General features: G+C 62.7%; 18 protein-coding genes and 1 pseudogene. 13 read left to right on the top strand and 6 right to left on the bottom strand.

Annotation, left to right across the window (positions count from 1 at the left end; translation table 11 throughout):
• Positions 1-55: 55 nt before the first annotated feature.
• From HF916_RS42415 to boxA, 4 genes are all read left to right on the top strand, one after another.
• A complete protein-coding gene (locus tag HF916_RS42415; RefSeq protein ID WP_168794630.1) occupies positions 56-1,030 on the top strand; it encodes a helix-turn-helix transcriptional regulator in 975 nt (324 codons plus the stop codon).
• Between the two features lie 117 nt (positions 1,031-1,147).
• On the top strand, positions 1,148-2,818 hold the full coding sequence (gene boxC / locus HF916_RS42410; RefSeq protein ID WP_168794629.1) for a 2,3-epoxybenzoyl-CoA dihydrolase: 1,671 nt from the start codon (positions 1,148-1,150) through the stop codon (positions 2,816-2,818).
• Between the two features lie 124 nt (positions 2,819-2,942).
• A complete protein-coding gene (boxB, locus tag HF916_RS42405) occupies positions 2,943-4,370 on the top strand; it encodes a benzoyl-CoA 2,3-epoxidase subunit BoxB (RefSeq protein WP_168794628.1) in 1,428 nt (475 codons plus the stop codon).
• Between the two features lie 53 nt (positions 4,371-4,423).
• Positions 4,424-5,665, top strand: coding sequence for a benzoyl-CoA 2,3-epoxidase subunit BoxA (boxA, locus tag HF916_RS42400; RefSeq protein ID WP_168794627.1), 1,242 nt, complete (start codon positions 4,424-4,426; stop codon positions 5,663-5,665).
• A gap of 54 nt (positions 5,666-5,719) precedes the next feature.
• Here the strand turns inward: boxA and HF916_RS51260 are convergent.
• The 3 genes and pseudogenes from HF916_RS51260 to HF916_RS42385 all read right to left on the bottom strand — a co-directional run.
• A pseudogene (locus tag HF916_RS51260) lies at positions 5,720-5,842 on the bottom strand (VapC toxin family PIN domain ribonuclease); the annotation flags it as partial.
• Positions 5,843-5,849: 7 nt separating this feature from the next.
• Positions 5,850-6,086, bottom strand: coding sequence for a type II toxin-antitoxin system Phd/YefM family antitoxin (locus HF916_RS42390; protein ID WP_168795837.1), 237 nt, complete (start codon positions 6,084-6,086; stop codon positions 5,850-5,852).
• Between the two features lie 54 nt (positions 6,087-6,140).
• The gene (locus tag HF916_RS42385) at positions 6,141-6,851 is read right to left on the bottom strand and encodes a TetR/AcrR family transcriptional regulator (RefSeq protein ID WP_168794626.1); all 711 of its coding nucleotides are present in this window, start codon (positions 6,849-6,851) and stop codon (positions 6,141-6,143) included.
• Positions 6,852-7,194: 343 nt separating this feature from the next.
• Between HF916_RS42385 and HF916_RS42380 the strand changes: the two genes are divergently transcribed.
• The 8 genes from HF916_RS42380 to HF916_RS42345 all read left to right on the top strand — a co-directional run bounded on the left by HF916_RS42380 (position 7,195) and on the right by HF916_RS42345 (position 17,148).
• The gene (locus tag HF916_RS42380) at positions 7,195-8,475 is read left to right on the top strand and encodes a Zn-dependent hydrolase (RefSeq protein WP_168794625.1); all 1,281 of its coding nucleotides are present in this window, start codon (positions 7,195-7,197) and stop codon (positions 8,473-8,475) included.
• A gap of 145 nt (positions 8,476-8,620) precedes the next feature.
• Positions 8,621-9,970, top strand: coding sequence for an NAD(P)-dependent oxidoreductase (locus tag HF916_RS42375; RefSeq protein WP_168794624.1), 1,350 nt, complete (start codon positions 8,621-8,623; stop codon positions 9,968-9,970).
• 68 nt (positions 9,971-10,038) lie between these two features.
• Positions 10,039-11,367 (top strand): NAD-dependent dihydropyrimidine dehydrogenase subunit PreA, encoded by a 1,329-nt coding sequence (gene preA, locus HF916_RS42370; RefSeq protein WP_168794623.1) that lies wholly within the window; start codon positions 10,039-10,041, stop codon positions 11,365-11,367.
• Between the two features lie 123 nt (positions 11,368-11,490).
• Positions 11,491-13,002 (top strand): NCS1 family nucleobase:cation symporter-1, encoded by a 1,512-nt coding sequence (locus tag HF916_RS42365; protein WP_168794622.1) that lies wholly within the window; start codon positions 11,491-11,493, stop codon positions 13,000-13,002.
• A 66-nt stretch (positions 13,003-13,068) separates the two neighbouring features.
• Positions 13,069-14,520 (top strand): dihydropyrimidinase, encoded by a 1,452-nt coding sequence (gene hydA / locus HF916_RS42360; protein WP_012433673.1) that lies wholly within the window; start codon positions 13,069-13,071, stop codon positions 14,518-14,520.
• 357 nt (positions 14,521-14,877) lie between these two features.
• The gene (locus HF916_RS42355) at positions 14,878-15,660 is read left to right on the top strand and encodes an amino acid ABC transporter substrate-binding protein (protein WP_168794621.1); all 783 of its coding nucleotides are present in this window, start codon (positions 14,878-14,880) and stop codon (positions 15,658-15,660) included.
• A gap of 22 nt (positions 15,661-15,682) precedes the next feature.
• Positions 15,683-16,360, top strand: a complete 678-nt coding sequence (locus tag HF916_RS42350; protein WP_168794620.1) for an amino acid ABC transporter permease — start codon at positions 15,683-15,685, stop codon at positions 16,358-16,360.
• A complete protein-coding gene (locus tag HF916_RS42345; protein ID WP_168794619.1) occupies positions 16,360-17,148 on the top strand; it encodes an amino acid ABC transporter ATP-binding protein in 789 nt (262 codons plus the stop codon). Before HF916_RS42350 ends, HF916_RS42345 begins: the two co-directional genes overlap by 1 nt.
• A 257-nt stretch (positions 17,149-17,405) precedes the next feature.
• Here HF916_RS42345 and leuA read toward each other — a convergent pair whose 3' ends face one another.
• Both leuA and HF916_RS42335 read right to left on the bottom strand, forming a co-directional pair.
• Positions 17,406-19,124 carry a 2-isopropylmalate synthase gene (gene leuA / locus HF916_RS42340; protein WP_168794618.1) on the bottom strand — a complete coding sequence of 573 codons (1,719 nt, stop codon included), beginning with the start codon at positions 19,122-19,124 and terminating at the stop codon, positions 17,406-17,408.
• A 268-nt stretch (positions 19,125-19,392) separates the two neighbouring features.
• Complete coding sequence (locus tag HF916_RS42335) at positions 19,393-20,292, bottom strand: class I SAM-dependent methyltransferase (RefSeq protein ID WP_168794617.1); 900 nt, start codon at positions 20,290-20,292, stop codon at positions 19,393-19,395.
• Positions 20,293-20,557: 265 nt separating this feature from the next.
• Between HF916_RS42335 and HF916_RS42330 the strand changes: the two genes are divergently transcribed.
• The gene (locus HF916_RS42330; protein ID WP_168794616.1) at positions 20,558-20,887 is read left to right on the top strand and encodes a hypothetical protein; all 330 of its coding nucleotides are present in this window, start codon (positions 20,558-20,560) and stop codon (positions 20,885-20,887) included.
• Between the two features lie 123 nt (positions 20,888-21,010).
• Here HF916_RS42330 and HF916_RS42325 read toward each other — a convergent pair whose 3' ends face one another.
• Positions 21,011-21,721 carry a cadmium resistance transporter gene (locus HF916_RS42325; protein ID WP_168794615.1) on the bottom strand — a complete coding sequence of 237 codons (711 nt, stop codon included), beginning with the start codon at positions 21,719-21,721 and terminating at the stop codon, positions 21,011-21,013.
• Positions 21,722-21,961 lie beyond the last annotated feature (240 nt).

Genomic DNA, 21,961 nt, shown 5'->3' with positions numbered 1-21,961 from the left:
TCAGGTGTCTGTCAAGCACTATAGTACATGTATCGCAGTTAAGAGGCAGCAAAACATGAACCAAAATTACTCTCCCGCACCGCTGGACGACTCAGGCGACGAGGAAGCGGGCCGCGCCGAAAGGGCGCCGGAGCGTGGCGCCGAGCGCGATCCGTTTCTCACGGCGATGGGCGAACGCGTGCGCCTCCTGCGCGCGCGCCGCGGCATGACGCGCAAGACGCTGGCCACGGAAACCGGCCTGTCGGAGCGGCATCTGGCGAATCTGGAATCGGGCGTGGGCAATGCGTCGGTGCTGGTGCTGCGGCAAATCGCGGCCACCTTGAACTGTTCGCTGGCCGAGGTGATCGGCGACGAAACCACGGCTTCCGCCGAATGGCTGCTAATCCGCGAATTGCTGCAAGGACGCGATCAGGCGGCCTTGCAGCGCGCCCGCGTGGCGCTCGCCGAGATGTTCGCGCAGGCGCCGCGCGACCCGCATCGCAAGGACCGGATCGCGTTGATCGGCCTGCGCGGCGCCGGCAAATCAACGCTCGGGCGGATGCTGGCGCAGGAGCGCAAAGTGCCGTTCGTCGAGCTCACACGTGTGATCGAGCAACTGGCCGGCTGTCCGCCGTCCGAGATTCATTCGCTTTACGGGGCAGCCGCTTACCGGCGTTATGAACACCGCGCGCTGGAGGCCGTGATTCAGGAGCACGAGCACGCGGTGATCGCATCGCCGGGCGGACTGGTGTCGGAGTCGGGCACGTTCAATACGCTGCTGTCGCATTGCTATACGGTGTGGCTGCAGGCCGCGCCGGAAGAGCACATGCGCCGCGTCGTCGCGCAGGGCGATCTGCGGCCGATGTCGGGTAACAAGGAGGCGATGGACGACCTGAAGCGCATCCTGGCGGGGCGCGGCGAGCTGTACGCCCGCGCCGACATGACCTTCGACACCAGCGAAAAAACCTTGGCCGACGCCTACCTGCAACTGCGCGACCGCCTCGCCGCAAGGCTCGCCGCCGAATCGCCCGACGAAGCGCGTCTTAGCTAACGTGCACTTCGGCGTCAGGGTTTACTAGCGAACATGCACTAAAGTGCTTTACATGGGTTTGACGATGCACTATTGTTCAAAAAACAAGTTTTGCATCGTCCAGTCAGGAGACGCCCCATGTCCACAGCAGAAACCGCCGTCGCGCCGGTCGACTACCGCACCGATCCCTCGCAGTACAAGCATTGGAAGCTGAGCTTCAACGGTCCCGTTGCGACGCTCGGCATCGATATCGCCGAGGATGGCGGCATCCGTGACGGCTACAAGCTGAAGTTGAATTCGTACGACCTCGGCGTCGACATCGAATTGCACGACGCAATACAGCGCATCCGCTTCGAGCATCCCGAAGTGAAAACCGTGGTGCTGACGAGCCTGAAGGACCGCGTGTTCTGCTCGGGCGCCAACATCTTCATGCTGGGTCTCTCGACGCATGCGTGGAAGGTCAACTTCTGCAAGTTCACCAACGAGACGCGTAACGGTCTGGAAGACTCGTCGCGTCATTCAGGTCTGAAGTTTCTGGCTGCCGTGAACGGTGCGTGCGCCGGCGGCGGTTATGAACTCGCTCTGGCCTGCGACGAAATCTATCTCGTGGATGACCGTTCGTCGTCGGTGTCGCTGCCGGAAGTGCCGTTGCTAGGCGTGCTGCCAGGCACCGGCGGCCTGACGCGCGTCACGGACAAACGCAAGGTGCGGCACGACCGTGCCGACATCTTCTGCACGGTGGTCGAAGGCGTGCGCGGCGAGCGCGCGAAAGCGTGGCGTCTCGTGGATGAAGTCGTGAAGCCGAACCAGTTCGATCAGGCGATCCAGGCACGCGCGCTCGAACTCGCCGAGCAGAGCGATCGTCCCGCGGACGCACAGGGCGTTGTGCTCACGCGTATCGAACGCACGGATCGCGAAGACGGCCTCACTTATAAAACGCTCGACGTCACGATCGATCGTGCGAAGCGCATCGCGACGTTCACGGCCAAGGCGCCGCAAACCGAACCGCCCGCGAGTATCGATGCGATCGTCGCAGCCGGTGTGAACTGGTGGCCGTTGCAATTCGCCCGCGAACTCGACGACGCGATTCTGTGCATGCGCACCAACGAACTCGCCGTCGGCACGTGGGTTTTCAAAACCGAAGGTGACGCCCGCCATCTGCTCGCCGCGGACGCCTCGCTCATGCAACACAAGGACCACTGGTTCGTGCGCGAGACCATCGGCATCTTGCGCCGTACGCTGGCGCGCATCGACGTCTCGTCGCGTTCGCTGTTTGCGCTGATCGAGCCGGGTTCGTGCTTTGCCGGCACCTTCGCGGAACTCGCGTTCGCCGCCGACCGCACGTATATGGCGGCGCTGCCGAGCAATGAAGAGGAAGAGCCGGCCATCACGCTGTCGGAAGTCAACTTCGGCCTCTATCCGATGGTCACGCATCAGTCGCGTCTCGGCCGGCGCTTCTATGAAGAAGCCGAGCCACTCGACGCCGTGCGCTCCCTGATCGGTCAGCCGATCAAGCCGGTCGAAGCCGAGCGTCTCGGTCTCGTCACCGCATCGCCCGACGACATCGATTGGGCCGACGAAATTCGCATCGCGCTCGAAGAACGCGCCGCCATGTCGCCGGATGCACTGACCGGACTCGAAGCGAATCTGCGCTTCAACGGTCCGGAAACGATGGAGACGCGCATTTTCGGCCGTCTCACCGCGTGGCAGAACTGGATTTTCAACCGGCCGAACGCAGTGGGCGAGAAGGGCGCGCTCAAGGTGTACGGCAAGGGCAGCAAGGCGCAATTCGACGTCTCGCGTGTTTGATACGCATTTGATGCGCGCGTGATGGGCGTCTGAACGCCATCCGCGCAACGAGCGCGAAACAGGCCACCGTCTGCCCGATACGCGCCATTCACCGTCACTGCAGTTTCCGAACCAGGAACCGACCATGTCATCGATCAACTACAGCGAAAAGATTCCGAACAACGTCAACCTCGCCGACGACCGGGCGCTGCAGCGCGCGCTCGAACAATGGCAGCCGAATTTCCTGGCGTGGTGGGGCGATATGGGCCCGGAAGGCTCGCACGGCTACGACGTGTATCTGCGCACCGCGGTGAGCGTCGACGCGGGCGGCTGGGCGCATTTCGATCACGTGAAGATGCCGGATTACCGCTGGGGCATTTTCCTGACGCCCGGCGAGCAGGACCGCAAGATTCACTTCGGCGAACACAAGGGCGAAGCGGCCTGGCAGGACGTGCCCGGCGAGCATCGCGCGAATCTGCGCCGCATCATCGTGACGCAGGGCGATACGGAACCGGCATCGGTCGAGCAGCAGCGTCACCTCGGCTTGACGGCGCCTTCCATGTACGACTTGCGCAATCTGTTCCAGGTGAATGTGGAAGAAGGCCGCCACCTGTGGGCGATGGTGTATTTGCTACATCGCTACTTTGGCCGCGACGGCCGTGAGGAAGCCGAAGCATTGCTCGGCCGCCGTTCAGGCGACGAGGACAATCCCCGCATTCTAGGCGCGTTCAACGAGAAAACGCCGGACTGGCTCGCGTTTTTCATGTTCACGTACTTTACCGATCGCGACGGCAAGTTCCAGTTGTCGGCGCTCGCCGAGTCGGGCTTCGATCCGCTTGCGCGCACCACCAAGTTCATGCTGACCGAAGAAGCGCATCACATGTTCGTCGGCGAATCGGGTGTGTCTCGTGTGATCCAGCGCACCGCCCAGGTGATGAACGAACTCGGTACGGACGACGTCGCGAAGCTTCGCGCGGCCGGCGTGATCGATCTGCCGACCATTCAGCGCTATCTGAACTTCCATTACTCGGTCACGATCGATCTGTTCGGCGCCGATCATTCGTCCAACGCGGCCACGTTCTATAGCTCGGGCCTCAAAGGCCGCTACGAAGAAAACAAGCGCGACGACGATCATCAGTTAAACGGCCAGAGCTACAAGCTGCTCGACGTGCAGGACGGCAAGCTGGTCGAGCGCGAAGTGCCCATGCTCAACGCCATGAACGAAGTGCTGCGCGACGACTACATCAAGGATTCGGTGGCGGGCGTGGGGCGCTGGAACAAGGTGCTCGAAAAGGCCGGCATCGATTTCCGCATGACGGTGCCGCATAAAGCGTTTAATCGGCAGATCGGCACTTTCGCAAACACGCGCGTGTCGCCCGACGGCCGCGTGGTCAGCGAAACCGAATGGGCCGCCAACGAAGCCAAATGGCTCGCCACGCCGGAAGACCGCGCTTACGTCGCGTCGTTGATGGGACGCGTCACGGAAGCGGGCAAGTTCGCCAACTGGATTGCGCCGCCTTCGATGGGCGTGAACCGTCAGCCGGTCGATTTCGAATACGTGCGCTTTAACTGAGCACGCGAGCGGCGCGTGAGACGCTTGCGCCGCATCTCAAGGTGGAGGAAGTCATGAACGGCCCAGTATCGATCGAAGTTCTCAGGCAGCATCTGATCGATCCGGAAATCTGCATTCGCTGCAATACGTGCGAAGAGACTTGCCCGGTCGATGCGATCACGCACGACGACAACAACTATGTGGTCAAGGCGGAGATCTGCAACGGCTGCATGGCGTGCGTGCCGCCGTGTCCGACCGGCGCGATCGACAACTGGCGCACGGTGCTGAAGGCCGACGCGTACCCGATCGAAGAGCAGTTCACGTGGGACGTCCTGCCGGAACAGAACACGATGGCCGTGCCCGCCGCGGACGAATCGCCGGGCGCGGGCGCATCGGGCAATGAGTCGGCCGAAGTGAGCGGCATCGAAGTGGATACCGTGCGCGGCTCGGTCGTGCCGCCATGGTCCGCCGCGAAGCCCTACGTGAATCTCTACACGCATAAGGAGCCGACTAGCGCGACGGTGGTCGGCAACTACCGGCTTACGGACGGATCGACCGACAGCGACATTCATCATATCGTGCTCGATTTCGGATCGATGCCGTTTCCGGTACTGGAAGGCCAGTCGATCGGCATTTTGCCGCCCGGCGCGACCGCCGACGGCCGCACGCATCACGCACGCCAGTATTCGATTGCTAGCCCGCGCGATGGCGAGCGGCCCGGTTACAACAACGTCTCGCTGACGGTCAAACGTGTGGCACAGCAGCACGGCGACTCGTTGGACGGCGTGTGTTCGAACTATCTGTGCGATCTGAAGAAGGGTGATGTGGTCAAAGTGATCGGCCCGTTCGGCGGCACGTTCCTGATGCCGAACCATCCGAATTCGCATCTGCTGATGATCTGCACCGGCACGGGTTCAGCGCCGATGCGCGCGATGACCGAGTATCGGCGTCGGCGTCGGCTGAAGGGCGCGACCGGGAAGCTGATGTTGTTCTTCGGCGCGCGGACTAAAGAAGAGTTGCCGTACTTCGGGCCACTCACGAATCTGCCGAAGGATTTCATCGATACCAATCTGGCGTTTTCGCGCACGCCGGGTCAGCCGAAGCGTTATGTTCAGGACGCCATGCGTGAGCGCGCGGTCGATGTGGCGCAGATGCTCAAGGACGACAACACGCATATCTACGTGTGCGGGTTGAAGGGTATGGAAGATGGCGTGCTGCAGGCGCTTAAGGAGATTGGTGAGCAGCATCAACTCGATTGGGAAGCGCTGTGGGTGAAGTTGAAGAAGGAGGGGCGGCTGCATCTGGAGACGTATTGACCGGACGGTGTCCGGTCGAGAATCGGGCGGGGCATTGTTTGCCCGTGCGATGAGTCACCAGATGGTCTTGACGTGCGGATAGGCGCGGACCTTTTCGTCTTTCGTGATGAGAGGGACTGCAAACTTGCGCGCTGTCGCGACAATCATGCGGTCGGCGGGATCTTTGTGGAACTCGCCTGAGTGATCACCGAGCGGCTTCCCACTCGTCTTCGCTGATGGACGTCGTGGGATTGTCATAACGCAAAAGCGTGCCGCGCAGCACTTGGAGTGCGTTGCGTTCCACGCCGCGATAGGGCCGCACTTCCAGCACGGGCCTGCCGCGGTCTGTCACGATCACGCTTTCGCCGAATGATTCAACCTGCCGAAATAACTCGAGCACCCTAGCCTCGAATTCGGATTTTGATACCAGATTGCTGTGTATGTTTTTCCTACAGTGGTTTGCGGATCGGCATAGTGCTGCTCGAAGATTAGGAGCCTACGTGTTGCACTCGGGCGAATCCACTTTACCCGGCGACACCGCCCCACACGCCCGAATCACCAACTGCACCACTTCCTCCGTCGTTGCATCGAACGCCTTTTGCGTCAACGCACGCTTGCCTTTAAGCGCGCGAATCTGCGCGTCAAAGTCAGCATAGTGCTGCGTCGTCGCCCAGATCATATACATCAGCGTCTGCGCATTCACCGGCGCAAGCAACCCGCGCGCGATCCAATCGTCGATCACCTTAACGCGACTATCGAGCCACGGTTTCACTCGCTCCGTGAGAATGTCCTCCATGTGCTCCGCGCCGTGAATGATCTCGCTCGCCCACACCTTCGAACCGAGCGGACGGCGACGCGACAATTCCATTTTCGCGCGCACGTACCCGCCGATCGCTTCGACCGGGTCGTCGCTGCATTCGAACGTATCCGCGGCGCGATGCCAGTCTTCGAACAGGTCTTCCAGCACGCGTCGATATAGCGCGAGCTTTGTCGGGAAGTAGTAATGCACGTTGGCTTTCGGTAAGCCCGCACGTTCCGCGATCATCGCAGTGCTGGTGCCGTCGAGTCCGCGCTCGGCGAAAACCGCCTCGGCGCACGCCAGAAGATGCGCTTCATTCGACTCGCGAATGTGCGCCTTGCGCCGCCGCAAAGGTGCGCGTGTTTCCTCGTTTTCCGTGATGTCAGCCGCCACGTCGTCGTCTCTCATTGTTCGCCTTCGGCGGCATGGGTGCCGCGTCGCGCTTCATTCTAGTCGTTTGGCGCGCTGCCCACACGCGCATTCGTCGCACGCGCTGAAGGCATGTTGCGGTGCAATGGCACGCTTCTCGCTATGTTTCTCACCGCACGAAAGGTGTTGATTTGGCGAGTTTAATCGGCTACAACCTGTCCAACTGGACAGGATTGGAAGAGCGGCCGATTACCCCAGGGTTTGCCCTCTGTATAAGAGGCGATCGACGGCATCGAATGTGCACCGCCCCCGTGCGGACACGCCCCAAAACCCGCCGCCGATGCACCAGTTTCATGTCGGTTCACCGAAAGGAGCGAGACGAATGAATGCGGTATCCGAAGCGCTGAAGCACGCTGAACCCACCACGTCGATCAAGGTCGACGGCAAGCGGCTGTGGGACAGCCTGATGACGATGGCGAAGATCGGTGCAACGCCCAAAGGCGGCGTCTGCCGCCTGGCGCTCACCGACCTCGATAAGGAAGGACGCGATCTGATCGTCAGTTGGGCGAAGGAAGCCGGCTGCACGGTCAGTGTCGACCAGATGGGCAATGTGTTCATGCGCCGCGCCGGGCGCAACCCCGCTGCGCTGCCGGTCATGACCGGTTCGCACGCCGACTCGCAACCAACTGGGGGCCGCTTCGACGGCATCTACGGCGTGCTGGGTGGTCTCGAAGTGATTCGGAGTCTGAACGATCACGGCATCGAGACGGAGCACCCGGTCGAAGTAGTGATCTGGACCAACGAGGAGGGCTCGCGCTTCGCACCTGCAATGGTGGCGTCGGGCGTGTTCGCCGACGTGTTCACACTCGACTACGGTCTGTCGCGCAAGGACGTGGACGGCAAGACCATCGGCGAGGAACTCAAACGCATCGGCTATGCGGGCGATGTGCCGTGCGGCGGTCGGCCGCTCCACGCGGCGTTCGAGTTGCATATCGAACAGGGGCCGATTCTCGAAGCCGAACAGAAAACCATCGGCGTCGTGACCGACGCGCAAGGTCAGCGCTGGTACGAAATCACGCTGACGGGACAGGAGGCGCACGCGGGTCCGACGCCCATGCCGCGCCGTCGCGACGCGTTGCTCGGCGCCTCACGCGTGGTCGATCTGGTCAATCGTATCGGTCTGGACAACGCGCCGTTCGGCTGTGCGACGGTCGGCATGATGCAGGTCTATCCGAACTCACGCAACGTGATTCCGGGCCGCGTGTTCTTCACTGTCGATTTCCGTCATCCGGACGATGCGGTGCTCGCGAAAATGGATGCCGCCTTGCGCAAGGGCGTGGCCGACATCGCGAACGGTATCGGCCTCGAAACCGAACTCGAGCAGATCTTTTATTACGCGCCGGTCGCTTTTGACGAAGCCTGCGTGAAGTCAGTGCGCGCGGCCGCCGAACGCTTCGGTTATCCGCATCGCAACATGGTGTCCGGTGCGGGACATGATGCGTGCTATCTGTCGCAAGTCGCGCCGACCTCGATGGTGTTCGTGCCGTGCGTGGACGGGATCAGTCACAACGAAATCGAGGACGCCACCTTCGAATGGATCGAGGCCGGCGCCAACGTGTTGCTGCACGCCATGCTGGAGCGTGCCTGCGAGCCGGTTTCATGACGATGTCATAACGCTTTAGCGGTTGCGGTCCTTGCCACCCGTTTGACCCGCTTCACCGTAGTGCCCATAAAACATGCCGTCCCGGCTCCGCTCGAAGCGTGGCCGGCAGGAGCGGCTACGTCCTCACATCGAAGAAGGAACGAGTATGGCCATCAAGCAAACCGGCGACATTGCCGCTCAGCGGCTATCGCCCGAGCAGCTCTCGTGCGAGTTCTCCGACATCGCGCCCTTGCTCGACGCAAGCGCCGCGGCCGCGGCGGCGAGCCGCTGCCACTACTGTTACGACGCGCCGTGCGTGAACGCCTGCCCGACGCAAATCGACATTCCCAGCTTCATCCGCAAGATCAGCAACGGCAATCTGAAGGGCGCGGCAGTGGATATTCTGTCGGCCAACCCGTTGGGCGGCATGTGCTCGCGCGTCTGTCCGACGGAGATTCTTTGCGAAGGCGCTTGCGTGCGTAACCATCAGGATGCGAAGCCCGTGGCGATCGGCGCGCTGCAACGTCATGCCACGGATTGGGCGATGGCGCGCGGCGAAGTGCTCTTCAAGCGCGCGGCTGAAACCGGACGGCATGTCGCGGTGGTTGGAGCGGGTCCGGCGGGACTTGCTTGCGCGCACCGGCTCGCGTTGGCCGGCCATAACGTGACGATCTACGACGCGCACGAAAAAGCCGGTGGCCTGAACGAATACGGCATCGCGGCCTATAAAACCGTCGACGACTTTGCACAGCGTGAGGTGGAGTGGCTGTGCTCGGTCGGCGGCATCGAGATCAAACACGGCGTTGCGCTCGGACGTGATGTCGAACTCGACACGCTGCGGAAGCAACACGACGCGGTGTTTCTCGCGATCGGTCTCACGGGCGTGCGCGCACTCGCGATGGACGGCGAAGACCTCGGCGGCGTGATGAACGCGGTGGACTTCATCGAACAGGTGCGCAGCGCGAGCGATTTGGGCACGGTGCCGGTGGGGCGCCGCGTGGTCGTGATCGGCGGCGGCAATACGGCGGTGGACGCAGCCGTGCAAAGCCGCAAGCTCGGCGCGACGTCGGTGACGATGGTGTACCGGCGCGGCGTCGAAGCGATGAGCGCGACCTGGGCCGAGCGCGACTTCGCGCAGACCAGCGGCGTCACGCTCGTCACGCATGCCATGCCGATGCGTCTGATTGGCGACGGCGGCGTGGTCACCGCTGTCGAATTCGCACGTACGTCGAATGACGGTGGAGAAGAGCGCTTCGTGGTCGAAGCGGACATGGTGCTCAAGGCGATCGGTCAAACGCTGGTGGCGGTCGGCATCGAGCGTGAGTTGCTGACGTTGGACGGCAGCCGTATCGCGGTTGACGCGAACGGCCAGACCTCGCTGGCGGGCGTGTGGGCCGGCGGCGATTGCGCGGCCACTGGCGGCATCGACCTCACGGTGCAAGCGGTGCAGGACGGCAAGATCGCCGCTGCCGCGATCGATGCGCTGTTCGCTCGTACAGCGGTGAAAGCCGCCTGAAGCGAATCAAGCCAAGCCCAACGAAGCGTCATACCAGACAAAAAACAGCAGTCCCCAAGGAGCCGAACATGGCCGATCTGCGCTGTACGATTGCCGGCATTACTTCGCCGAATCCTTTCTGGCTCGCCTCCGCGCCGCCGACCGACAAAGCCTATAACGTGAACCGCGCCTTCGAGGCGGGCTGGGGCGGCGTGGTGTGGAAGACGCTCGGCCTCGACCCGCATGTGGTGAACGTCAGCTCGCGCTACGGCGCGGTGCAATGGAACGGCCAGCGCATGGCCGGCCTGAACAACATCGAACTGATTACCGACCGTCCGCTCGACGTCAATCTGCGCGAGATCGCCCAGGTCAAGCGCGACTGGCCGGACCGCGCGATGATCGTCTCGCTGATGGTGCCGTGCAACGAACGCGACTGGAAGTGGATTCTGCCGCTCGTCGAAGACACTGGCGCCGATGCGGTCGAACTGAATTTCGGCTGCCCGCACGGCATGAGCGAGCGCGGCATGGGCGCGGCCGTCGGCCAGGTGCCCGAATATGTCGAGATGGTCACGCGCTGGGTCAAGGAAGGCACCAAGCTGCCGTGTCTCGTCAAACTCACGCCGAACATCAGTGACATTCGAACCGGGTCGCGCGCGGCCTATAAGGGCGGCGCGGATGGCGTGTCGCTGATCAACACGATCAACTCGATCGTCGCCGTCGATCTCGACGCGATGTCGCCGTTGCCGATGGTCGATGGCAAAGGCACGCACGGCGGCTACTGCGGCCCGGCCGTGAAGCCAATCGCGCTGAACATGGTCGCGGAAATCGCGCGCGACGTGGAGACGCCGAACCTGCCGATCTCCGGCATCGGCGGGATTTCGACATGGCGCGACGCCGCCGAATTCATGGTGCTCGGTGCGGGCAGCGTGCAGGTTTGCACGGCGGCGATGCACTACGGATTCCGTATCGTTTCCGACCTGACCGACGGCCTCTCCAACTGGATGGACGAAAAAGGCTACGCGACGCTCGACGACATTCGCGGCCGCGCCGTCCCGAACGTCACCGACTGGAAGTACCTGAACCTCAAATACGACATCAAGGCGCGCATCGACCAGGACAAGTGCATCCAGTGCGGCCTGTGCCATATCGCCTGTGAGGACACGGCTCACCAGGCCATCATGAAAGAAAAAGATGGCGTCCGGCATTTTGAAGTGATGGACTCCGAATGTGTCGGCTGCAATCTGTGCATGCACGTGTGTCCGGTCGAACAGTGCATCTCGATGGAGCGCGTGGACAACGGGGAATACGCAAACTGGACCACGCATCCGAACAATCCGGCGCGCGTGGGCGCAGAGGTGAGCGCATCGGCGGACGCGGCTGAAACCACCGAGCACGCGCACGCGGCAAAAGCCGCCTGAAACAGGAAGTGGTTGAAGCAAACTGAAACGAACGCGGCGCTAGTACTGAACCTGTCATTCCCCAAAGGCCCGACGCGCCGACAGAAGCCGCGCGGGCCTCAACGATCGAGTGGAGAGCTTTAGATGAAGCAGACAGCGCAACCCGTCGACCCGCAGTTCGCGGCCGGCGTGCAGGGCAGCAGTCTTTACAACGACGATCTTGCGCCGACCGGCGTCGCGCAGCGCACGTGGAGGTGGTATCACTTCGCCGCGCTGTGGGTCGGCATGGTGATGAACATCGCGTCGTACATGCTCGCCGCCGGTTTGACGGAAGAGGGCATGTCGCCGTGGCAAGCGGTGGCGACCGTGCTGCTCGGCAACCTGATCGTGCTGGTGCCGATGCTGCTGATCGGCCACGCGGGCGCGAAGCACGGCATTCCGTATGCGGTGCTGGTGCGCTCGTCGTTCGGTACGCAGGGCGCCAAATTGCCGGCGATGCTGCGTGCGATCGTCGCGTGCGGCTGGTACGGGATTCAGACGTGGCTCGGCGGCAGCGCGATCTATACGCTGCTCAACATTCTCACCGGCAATGCGCTGCACGGCGCGGCTTTGCCGTTTCTCGACATTTCACTCGCGCAACTCGCGTGTTTCCTGGTGTTCTGGGCGCTGCAGATTTACTTCATCGTGCATGGCACCGATTCGATCCGCTGGCTCGAAAGCTGGTCCGCGCCGATCAAGATCGTGATGTGCATTGCGCTGGTGTGGTGGGCGACGTCGAAAGCGGGCGGTCTGGGCTCGATGCTGTCGGCGCCGTCGCAATTCGTGCCGGGCGGCAAGAAAGAAGGCTTGTTCTGGGCCACTTTCTGGCCGGGCCTCACGGCCATGGTCGGCTTCTGGGCGACGCTCGCGCTGAATATTCCCGACTTCACGCGCTTTGCCAGAACGCAGCGCGATCAGATCATCGGCCAATCGGTTGGCTTGCCGGTGCCGATGGCGTTGCTCTCGGTGATCTCGGTGGTCGTTACGTCGGCTACCGTGGTGATCTACGGCAAGGCGATCTGGGATCCGATCGACCTGACGAGCCGCATGACCGGCATCGGCGTGGGCGTCGCGCTGATCATCCTCACGCTCGACACCATGTGCTGCAATCTCGCGGCAAATCTCGTCGGCCCGGCTTACGATTTTTCGAGCCTGTGGCCCAAGGGCATTTCGTATCGTGTGGGCGGCATGATTACCGCGACCATCGCGATCGTGATGATGCCGTGGAAAATTCTCGCCACCACACAGGGCTATATCTTTACGTGGCTGGTCGGCTACTCGGCGCTGCTCGGTCCCGTGGCGGGCATTCTGATGGTCGACTATTTCCTGATTCGCGGCACGCGACTCGACCCGCGTGAACTGTTCGACGAACACGGTGAATATAGCTACACCGGCGGCTGGAATATCGGCGCGGTGGTCGCGCTCGTGGTCGGCGTGCTGCCGAATCTGCCGGGATTTCTGCATACCGCATTTCCGGCGTCGTTCCCGAACGTACCGGCGATCTTCAATACGCTCTACACGTATGCGTGGTTTGTCGGACTCGCGTTGGCGTCGATCGTATATAGCGCGTGGATGAAACTGAGCAAAGGACCGAGTGCGCGCGTGGCGAGCGCATAAAGCAGGCACATGAGTATCAACGGATTGCGTAGCACCGAAACCAGCAGTTCATAAGGAGGCGGCAACATGACGACCCTGATTCGCGGCGGCACGATTATCGACGCGGAGAACACGTATCGTGCGGACGTGTTGTGTGCGGACCCGCAGGATGGCGGCACGATCCTGCAGATCGGAGCGGACCTGGAGGCGCCCGCCGGCGCCACGATCGTCGATGCGGGCGGGCAGTATGTGATGCCCGGCGGCATCGATCCGCACACGCATATGGAATTGCCGTTCATGGGCACCACGGCGAGCGACGACTTCTACACGGGCACGGCGGCGGGTTTATCGGGCGGCACCACGAGCATCATCGACTTCGTGATTCCGAGCCCGAAGCAACCGCTGATGGACGCCTTCAAGGAATGGCGCGGCTGGGCCGAGAAGGCGTCGTCGGATTACGGCTTTCACGTCGCGGTGACATGGTGGGACGACTCGGTCTATCGCGACATGGGCACGCTGGTGCACGAACACGGCGTGTCGAGCTTCAAGCACTTCATGGCCTACAAGAACGCGATCATGGCCGACGACGAAGTGCTGGTGAACAGCTTCTCACGCTCGCTCGAACTCGGCGCGCTGCCGACCGTGCATGCGGAAAACGGCGAACTGGTGTTCCAGTTGCAGCGTCAGTTGCTGGCGAAAGGCTTTACCGGTCCGGAGGCGCATCCGTTGTCGAGACCGCCTGAAGTGGAGGGCGAGGCTGCCAATCGCGCGATCCGGATCGCGCAAGTGCTGGGCGTGCCGGTGTATATCGTGCACGTGTCCTCGAAAGATGCGGTCGATGCGATTGCACGCGCGCGCAGCGAAGGTCTGCGCGTCTTCGGCGAGGTATTGCCGGGCCATCTGGTGATCGACGAAGCGGTGTATCGCGATCCCGACTGGACCCGCGCGGCGGCCCACGTGATGAGCCCGCCGTTCCGCTCGGCCGAGCATCGCGAGGCGCTGTGGCGGGGTTTGCAAGCCGGCCAGTTGCACACCACGGCAACCGACCACTGCGTGTTCTGCGCGTCGCAGAAAGCCATGGGCCGCGACGACTTCACGAAGATCCCGAACGGCTGCGGCGGCGTGGAAGACCGCATGGCGGTGCTCTGGCATCACGGTGTGAACTCCGGGCGTCTCACGCCGAACGAGTTCGTGCGCATTACGTCGACGAATGCCGCGCAGATCTTCAACCTGTATCCGCGCAAAGGCGCGGTGCGGGTCGGCGCGGATGCCGACCTCGTGGTGTGGGACCCGAATGCGAGCAAGACGATTTCGGTGAAGACGCATCATCAGAAGGTCGACTTCAACGTGTTCGAAGGCATGACGGTGCAAGGCGTGGCGATGCACACGCTCACCCGCGGCGCGCTCGCCTGGACCGACGGCGAGTTGCGCGCGGTGCGCGGCGCGGGCCGCTATCTGAAGCGTCCGCCGAACGGCGCCTACTTCGACGCGATTCGCGTCGCCAACAAGCGCAAGGAGCCGCACCCGGTGGAGCGGTAAGCCTTTCGCAAACCCACGGGCGGCGCCGCATTCAAACGCGGCGCCGCCCGTTTTTCGACGCCGCGCGTTCGCCGCGGCAGCACCCCTCTCGCGTTTTCCCCGATGGCGCGCGGCATAGGTTCCGTGATGCGATGCATGCCGCATCCACTGTATCTGTTGTAGAGTTGAAATCCACGTCATACCAGAGGCCACGGCTGTTCCCTTAGCACGCAAGCGCATATCGATCGAAAACCTGATCCTTTGTAAAAACGCAGGCCGTTTGCTACAGTCCGCCCACTCTGCCAGGCGCAAGCGCTGGCGGGTACTGTCCAACACAAGACTCAGCCACCGACGTGGCACATTTGACGGAGCCGCCTGATGAAATCGATTCGTTCCATTCTGCTGATCGCGTTGTTCCAGGCCGTGGCCGTGAACTCCGCATTCGCCGCCGACGAACTCGCGCAGATCAAATCCGCCGGCGTGTTCAAGATCGGCACCGAAGGCACCTACGCGCCGTTCACGTACCACGATGAGTCCGGCAAGCTGACCGGTTTCGACGTCGAGATCGGCACGGAGATCGCGAAGCGTCTCGGCGTCAAGCCGCAATTCGTCGAAGGCAAATGGGACGGTCTGATTGCCGGCCTCGATGTGAACCGTTACGACGCGGTGATCAACGAAGTCGCCGTGACCGATGCGCGCAAGGCTAAATACGATTTCTCCGACCCGTACATCACGTCGCACGCGGCGCTGATCGTGCAGTCGAACAACACGACGATCAAGAACTTCGACGACCTGAAGGGCAAAAAGTCGGCCAACACGCTGACCAGCAACTTCGGCAAGATCGCGGCCGCGCACGGCGCGGAAGTGATTCCCGTGCAGGGTTTCAATGAGTCGATCGATCTGCTGACCTCGGGCCGCGTCGATGCCACCGTGAACGACTCGCTGTCGTTCCTCGACTTCAAGAAGCACAAGCCGGATGCGAAGGTGAAGATCGCCGCGCTCGATACGTCGAGCGACAGCAGCGACAAATCCGCCGTGCTGATCCGCAAGGGCAGCCCCGAATTGCAGGCCGCGATCAACAAGGCGCTCGCCGACATCAAGAAAGACGGCACCTACCTGAAGATCTCGCAGAAGTATTTCGGCAAAGACGTCTCCCAGTAAACGCCTTCCGCGAGTCTGAATCATGCCGGCATGGTTGCATCTGATGGCGCAGTCGCTGTGGCCCCTGCTGTATGCGGGGCTCGTGTTTACCGTGCCGCTCACGCTGATATCGTTCGCGATCGGACTCGCGCTGGCGTTTCTCGTCGCGCTGGTCCGGTTGTTCGGGCCGAAGTGGGCCGTGGCGATCGTGCGCTTCTATGTGTGGCTGTTTCGCGGCTCGCCATTGCTCGTGCAACTGTTCGTGATCTTCTACGGCTTGCCGAACGTGGGCATCGTGCTCGATCCGTTGACGGCGGCGATCATCGGTTTTTCGTTGAACGTCGGCGCGTACAACTCCGAAGTGATACGCGGCGTGATCGAGTCGATCCCGAAAGGGCAGTGGGAAGCGGCTTGTTCGATGGGGATGACGCGCCAGCAGGCCTTGCGTCGCGCGATCCTGCCGCAAGCGGCGCGCGTCGCGTTGCCGCCGTTGTCCAATTCGTTTATCGCGCTGGTGAAGGACACCTCGCTCGCCGCGGTGCTGACCGTGCCCGAGGTGTTTCAGGCGGCGCAACGGATCGCGTCGGTGACTTACGAGCCGCTGATTCTGTACACGGAAGCAGCGCTGGTTTATCTGGTGTTCAGTTCGGTGTTGTCGTCGGCGCAAGTCAGGCTCGAGCGCAAGTTCGGGCGCCACGCACTTTTCCAGGCAGGCAACTGATGATCCGACTGGAAAAAATCGACAAGTACTTCGGCGGCCAGCAGGTGCTCAACTCGGTCGATCTTCAACTCGCCTCGGGTAATGTCACCGCGTTGATCGGTCCGTCGGGCAGCGGCAAGAGCACGCTCTTGCGTTGCGTGAATCTGCTCGAAATTCCCGAGTCCGGCTCGCTCCAACTCGGCGACCAGCGTCTGGAGTTCAGCCGCGACCATCGGCCCTCGCGCGAAGCGGTGCTGACGATTCGCCGCCGTACGGGCATGGTGTTTCAGAATTTCCAGCTCTTCCCGCATCTGACGGTGCGGCAGAACGTGATGGAAGGCTTGCTGACCGTGCAGAAGTGGGACAAGGACAAGGCGCGGATTCGCGCCGACGAATTGCTGGAGAAGGTCGGCATCGCGCACAAAGCGGATGCGTGGCCTTCGACGCTGTCCGGCGGCCAGCAGCAGCGTGTGGCGATTGCGCGGGCGTTGGCGCCGTCGCCGGAAGTGCTGTTGTGCGATGAGCCGACCTCGGCGCTCGACCCTGGGCTCGCCGCGGAAGTGGTCGAGGTGCTCAAGCAACTCGCCACCGAAGGCATGACCATGCTGATGGCCACGCACGACTTGCGGCTCGCCGCGACGATCGCGCGTGACGTCGTGTTTCTGAATAACGGCGTGGTGGTCGAGGCCGGGCCGTCGCGCGAGATCTTCATGCAGCCGCGCGCGCCGGAAACCGAGCGTTTCGTGTCGACGTTGACACATAGTCTGCCGGATGAGTGGACTGAGGCGGGTGGAGCTGCGGGGCGGTAGTGCGGCGGCGACATTCATGCGTGAAGGCCGTAATGCCGTAATGCCGTAATGCCGCAATGCCGCAATGCCGCAATGCCGTAGTGCGGTCATGCCGTAATGCCGCAGAGAAACAATGCTGCGACGGCAAGGCAGCAACCGCATGACCGCGACGCGCCAATGCAGCAACGCCCCAACGCAGCGGCCCAAAACGAAAGAGGGCGTCGAAACGCCCCCTTCGAACCACTCCGCTACGAAATCGCAGCCATGCTCATCGAACCTTAAACGCCCACGCTCTCCGTGGCATCGTTCATCGCGGCTTCGAAGAAGCTCTCCTTAGCCTGCGCATTGACACGAGCGTAAGCGCGGTTCACGCCGCTAATCACCGCGCGAATGGATGCTGTCACCAGATTGGCATCGATGCCGACGCCGAACGCGCTACCCACCACGTCGGCGCCGGCCATTTCGGCCACCGCCACCGCGCGCGCATCCGCCCCTTGCGTCAACGCGCGCTCTTCATAGTGCTGAATCCGCACCGGCACACCGATCGCGTGCATCAACGCGTCGAGCGGACCATTGCCTTCGCCGCTCAACACACGCCGCGTGCCGTGGATGTCGACCGTGAGTTTGATGGACTCGCGTCCTTCGCGCTCGGACAGGCTGTGGCCCACGTAGTGAATCGGCGCGGTGTTCTGAACGTATTCCTGCTGGAACAATTGCCAGATCTGCGCGGGCGTGACTTCCTGGCCGCTGTCGTCGGTGAAGCGCTGCACCGCCGAACTGAAGTCCACTTGCAGGCGGCGCGGCAACACCACGCCGTAGCCCTGTTCGAGCAGATACGCGATGCCGCCTTTGCCCGACTGGCTGTTCACGCGAATCACCGAATCATAGGTGCGGCCGAGATCGGCCGGATCGATCGGCATATAGGGCACTTCCCAGACCGCGTCCGGTTTCTGCACCGCGAAGCCCTTCTTGATCGCGTCCTGATGCGAGCCCGAGAAGGCAGTGAACACCAGATCGCCGACATATGGATGACGCGGATGGATCGGCAATTGCGTGCATTCTTCCGCGGTGCGCGCGACTTCGTTGATGTTCGAGAAGTCGAGTCCCGGATCGACGCCCTGCGTGTACAGGTTCAACGCGAGCGTGACGAGGTCCACGTTACCGGTGCGCTCGCCGTTGCCGAACAAACAGCCTTCGACGCGATCCGCGCCGGCCATCACGGCCAGTTCAGCGGCCGCCACGGCGGTGCCGCGATCGTTATGCGGATGCACGGAGATGATCAGCGAATCGCGGCGCGCGAGATTGCGGTGCATCCACTCGATCTGGTCCGCGTAGATGTTCGGCGTGGACATTTCGACAGTGGCCGGCAAGTTGACGATGGCCTTGTGTTCCGGCGTCGGTTGCCAGATATCGAACACGGCGTCGCAGACTTCCTTGGCGAATTCGATTTCGGTGCCGCTGAACACTTCCGGGCTGTACTGGAACGTGAACTGCGTTTCCGGCATGGTCTCGGCGACGCGCTTCATCGTGCGGGCAGCGTTTTGCGCGAGTTCCTTCACGCCGCTCTGGTCCAGATTGAAGACGATCTTGCGGAATTCCGGCGCGGTCGCGTTGTACAGATGGACGATGGCGCGCGGCACGCCACGCAAGGATTCGAAGGTGCGCTCGATCAGGTCGTCACGCGCTTGCGTCAGGACTTCGATCGTGACGTCGTCGGGGATATGGCCGCCTTCGATCAACTCGCGCACGAAATTGAAGTCGGTCTGCGAAGCGGACGGAAACGCGACTTCGATTTCCTTGAAACCGATCTGCACCAGCGTCTTGAACATGCGCATCTTGCGCTGCGCGTCCATCGGCTCGAACAGGGACTGATTGCCGTCGCGCAGGTCGGTGCTCATCCAGATCGGCGGGTGCGTGATGGTACGCGACGGCCACTGGCGATCCGTCAAGGTGACGGGCTTGAACGAGCGGTACTTGGTAGCGGGGTTCTTCAACATTTTCATCATCCGTGGGTGAGACCAGATAGCTGGGAGTCGACCGGACGACGAAAAGACATGACTGGGCGCCGGTCGGAAACCGGGGCTGGGTCAGTTACTGGGGAATTTTGCGGTGCTTCGGGTGGTTCAGATGGAAGCGCGCAGCAGCAGACCTAGCCCGGTAGAGGGGGCTAGTAGTAGCGATAGGATGGTCTGGGCGCGGTACATGGTGCGTCATAGGACCATATTATCGGGACGGCGTCAAGCGCCGTCCCCATGCGGCGCGAGATCAGTGCGCTGGTTTTACGAAGCGCAAGGTCATGCGGTCCGATTCGCCGATCGCCGCATATTTCGCCCGGTCGACGTCGCCGCCCTCGAAGGTCGGCGGCAGTGACCAGACGCCATTCGGGTAATTTTTGGTGTCGCGCGGGTTGGCGTTCACTTCGCTCTTGCCGGCCAGTTCGAAGCCGGCCGCCCGCGCGTGGTCGATCACGTAGTCTTCCGTCACATAGCCGGTGTCGATGGTCTGTTGTAGCGAGGTGCCCGGCGCCGCGCGGTGTTCCTCGACGCCGAGCACGCCGCCCGGCTTGAGCGCCGCATAGAAGGCGCGCAGGTTCGCGTCGATCTGGCCGTCCTTGATCCAGTTGTGGATGTTGCGGAAGGTCAGGACCTCGTCGACGCTGGCATCGGCCGGAAAACCGCTGAACTGGCCGGCGTGCAGCGTGCCGACCACGACATGGCCGTAGACGGCGGGCGTGGCCGCCAGTTTGCGCGCGAACGCGGCCCGATTGGCCTGTGCCTCCGCCGATGGCGTCCCCTGTGGGCCGTCGTACTGCGCCTCGTAGAGCTTGCCGTGGTCGCGCAGATACGGCGCGAGGATATCCGTGTACCAGCCGCCGCCCGGTTCGATCTCCAGCACGCTTTGCGACGGCGCGAGTTCGAAGAATTGCAGAGTTTCCCGCGGATGGCGGTAGATGTCGCGGGCGCGGGCCTTGTCGCCGCGCTGTGGTCCGGAAATCGCGGCGTCGAGCAGCGCCGGACTGGCCGACGCCGACGCGGACGCCGACGCGGAAGTCGAGGCCGATGGGCCGGCGCAGGCCGCCAGCAGTAGCGTTGCGGTGAGCGTCGCAAGCGTGGCGCGAAGCGTGCGAGCCTGGAGATTTTTGGGTTGTGGGTTCATGACGTCCATTATCGGGCGCGATCGCGCGGGAAGGAAATCGGCAATCGGCATAAGGATAGGCGCTTGCTGGGTTTTGCGTGGCGGCCGCCGTAACCGGAATAAAAGACCGTGCCCGCCGGTTTCCCTATTTAGCGCGGCACGTCTTAAAGGTCGCCGAATCCGAAGTGCGGCGTGGCGCGTATAAATGGTGTGATCAGCGTTGGCCGTCGCGTGCGGGCTTGTTGTGTGCCGGGCGCGACTTGATCCCCTTCATTTCATTTTGCCGGAGGCAGGTATGAAACGAACATCGAGGATGTCGCAGGTAGGGCGGGTTTTACTGTGCGCGGCCGCCTGCGCGATTGCCGCGCAGGCGGGAGCGCAGGGTTTGAGCCCGCAGGACGACATGAACGCGCCGCAAAACAGCACGCGTTTGATGCCGAACGCGGCGCGAGGCAGCGAATATCCGACGCACGGCAACCAGCAGGCAGGGGAAATGAACCTGAATCCGACCGACCCGCGCGCGCAACTGGTCAACGGCTTGCCGAATCACACCAATTCCGGCGGTTATGGTTCGCCGCTCGCCGGTGTGCGCACCTACGTGCAACCGCCAATGCCGTCGAATTGAGCGGACGCGCGGACGACGGTCGTGCCGCATCGCGCGCTAGCAGCGCATCCCTGCACGGACCGTGTTGTTCAATTGAGCATTTTTCGGGCGATGGGCCGCGTATGGTCCACATACGGGCATGGGTCAAAGTCCGAACACGATCCGCAGCGTATCGTTCTGCGTGATCACCGAGACGCCGATCATCACAAGGATCAGCGGTAGCAGCGCGGTGCCATAGCGCCGGATCGGCGCGCCCAGCAACGGATGCTCCACGAGCCATACCGCGCCGGCGCACCAGAGCCCGATCATCACGACAAAGACCAGCGAGATGAAGGCGCCCTCGCCGTGCGAATGGCTGGCGTACAAGGGCACATAGACGGCGAGATTGTCGGAACCGTTGGCGACGGCCACGCAGGCGACAGTCCACCAGGACGAGGCGGGGCGTGCGGGGATGGTTCGAGCGGCCGATCTCGCCTGATTCGCCCCATTAGCCGCGTCAGCTGCACTGGCCGAATGCCCCGAGCCAGTTGACCTGGGCGATGCCGGCGGCTCGGTGCCGGTTCGCGCCGCTGCCTTCTGCTGCGCGTTGCCGGGACCAAAGCGCTCCCACGCTTTGCTGAGCCCCACGCCGATCGGCAAAATGCCGAGCAAACCGACATAGCCAGCCGGCAAGTGCTTGAGCAATGTGGCGAGCAGCATCGACCCCGCGATCAGGGCCAGCGAGCCGGCGTACTGCCCCGCGATCACGCGACGCCGCTCGTCGCCGGCTTCCGCCAGGAAGGCAAGCAGCACGAACAGGTTGTCGATGTTGGTGGCGGTGTAACCCGCGATGGCGAGCAGGGCAAGGCTGAACATGCGGGAAAACCGGTCGGCACACAGTGAGAGAGCGTGACGAGGCGAAGCGATGTGCATCGCGAGGCCCCGTCGCAAAGTCGGCGGCGCGCCGATAGGATGGCGGCCGGTCAACACGATGCCGATGCGAGCCGCCGCGGTCAAGCGCTCGCTGGGCTCCGGGCGTGCCAGATGCGCGGTAAAAGTGTCGATCGCCTTACACAGCCCGCGCGCTGCCGGTGCCCGACACCGCTGCCGGTCAAG

Origin of the sequence: Paraburkholderia aromaticivorans, assembly GCF_012689525.1 — a bacterium.
Lineage (GTDB): Bacteria > Pseudomonadota > Gammaproteobacteria > Burkholderiales > Burkholderiaceae > Paraburkholderia > Paraburkholderia aromaticivorans_A.
This window is presented reverse-complemented; position numbering and strand designations above follow the sequence as displayed.

Coding starts and splice junctions, on each gene's coding strand:
- HF916_RS42380 (WP_168794625.1), top strand. CDS start 7,195: ATGAATGCGGTATCCGAAGCGCTGAAGCACGCTGAACCCACCACGTCG.
- hydA (WP_012433673.1), top strand. CDS start 13,069: ATGACGACCCTGATTCGCGGCGGCACGATTATCGACGCGGAGAACACG.
- boxA (WP_168794627.1), top strand. CDS start 4,424: ATGAACGGCCCAGTATCGATCGAAGTTCTCAGGCAGCATCTGATCGAT.
- boxC (WP_168794629.1), top strand. CDS start 1,148: ATGTCCACAGCAGAAACCGCCGTCGCGCCGGTCGACTACCGCACCGAT.
- HF916_RS42350 (WP_168794620.1), top strand. CDS start 15,683: ATGCCGGCATGGTTGCATCTGATGGCGCAGTCGCTGTGGCCCCTGCTG.
- HF916_RS42385 (WP_168794626.1), bottom strand. CDS start 6,851: ATGAGAGACGACGACGTGGCGGCTGACATCACGGAAAACGAGGAAACA.
- HF916_RS42355 (WP_168794621.1), top strand. CDS start 14,878: ATGAAATCGATTCGTTCCATTCTGCTGATCGCGTTGTTCCAGGCCGTG.
- leuA (WP_168794618.1), bottom strand. CDS start 19,124: ATGTTGAAGAACCCCGCTACCAAGTACCGCTCGTTCAAGCCCGTCACC.
- preA (WP_168794623.1), top strand. CDS start 10,039: ATGGCCGATCTGCGCTGTACGATTGCCGGCATTACTTCGCCGAATCCT.
- HF916_RS42415 (WP_168794630.1), top strand. CDS start 56: ATGAACCAAAATTACTCTCCCGCACCGCTGGACGACTCAGGCGACGAG.
- HF916_RS42365 (WP_168794622.1), top strand. CDS start 11,491: ATGAAGCAGACAGCGCAACCCGTCGACCCGCAGTTCGCGGCCGGCGTG.
- HF916_RS42325 (WP_168794615.1), bottom strand. CDS start 21,721: ATGTTCAGCCTTGCCCTGCTCGCCATCGCGGGTTACACCGCCACCAAC.
- HF916_RS42335 (WP_168794617.1), bottom strand. CDS start 20,292: ATGGACGTCATGAACCCACAACCCAAAAATCTCCAGGCTCGCACGCTT.
- HF916_RS42330 (WP_168794616.1), top strand. CDS start 20,558: ATGAAACGAACATCGAGGATGTCGCAGGTAGGGCGGGTTTTACTGTGC.
- HF916_RS42345 (WP_168794619.1), top strand. CDS start 16,360: ATGATCCGACTGGAAAAAATCGACAAGTACTTCGGCGGCCAGCAGGTG.
- boxB (WP_168794628.1), top strand. CDS start 2,943: ATGTCATCGATCAACTACAGCGAAAAGATTCCGAACAACGTCAACCTC.
- HF916_RS42375 (WP_168794624.1), top strand. CDS start 8,621: ATGGCCATCAAGCAAACCGGCGACATTGCCGCTCAGCGGCTATCGCCC.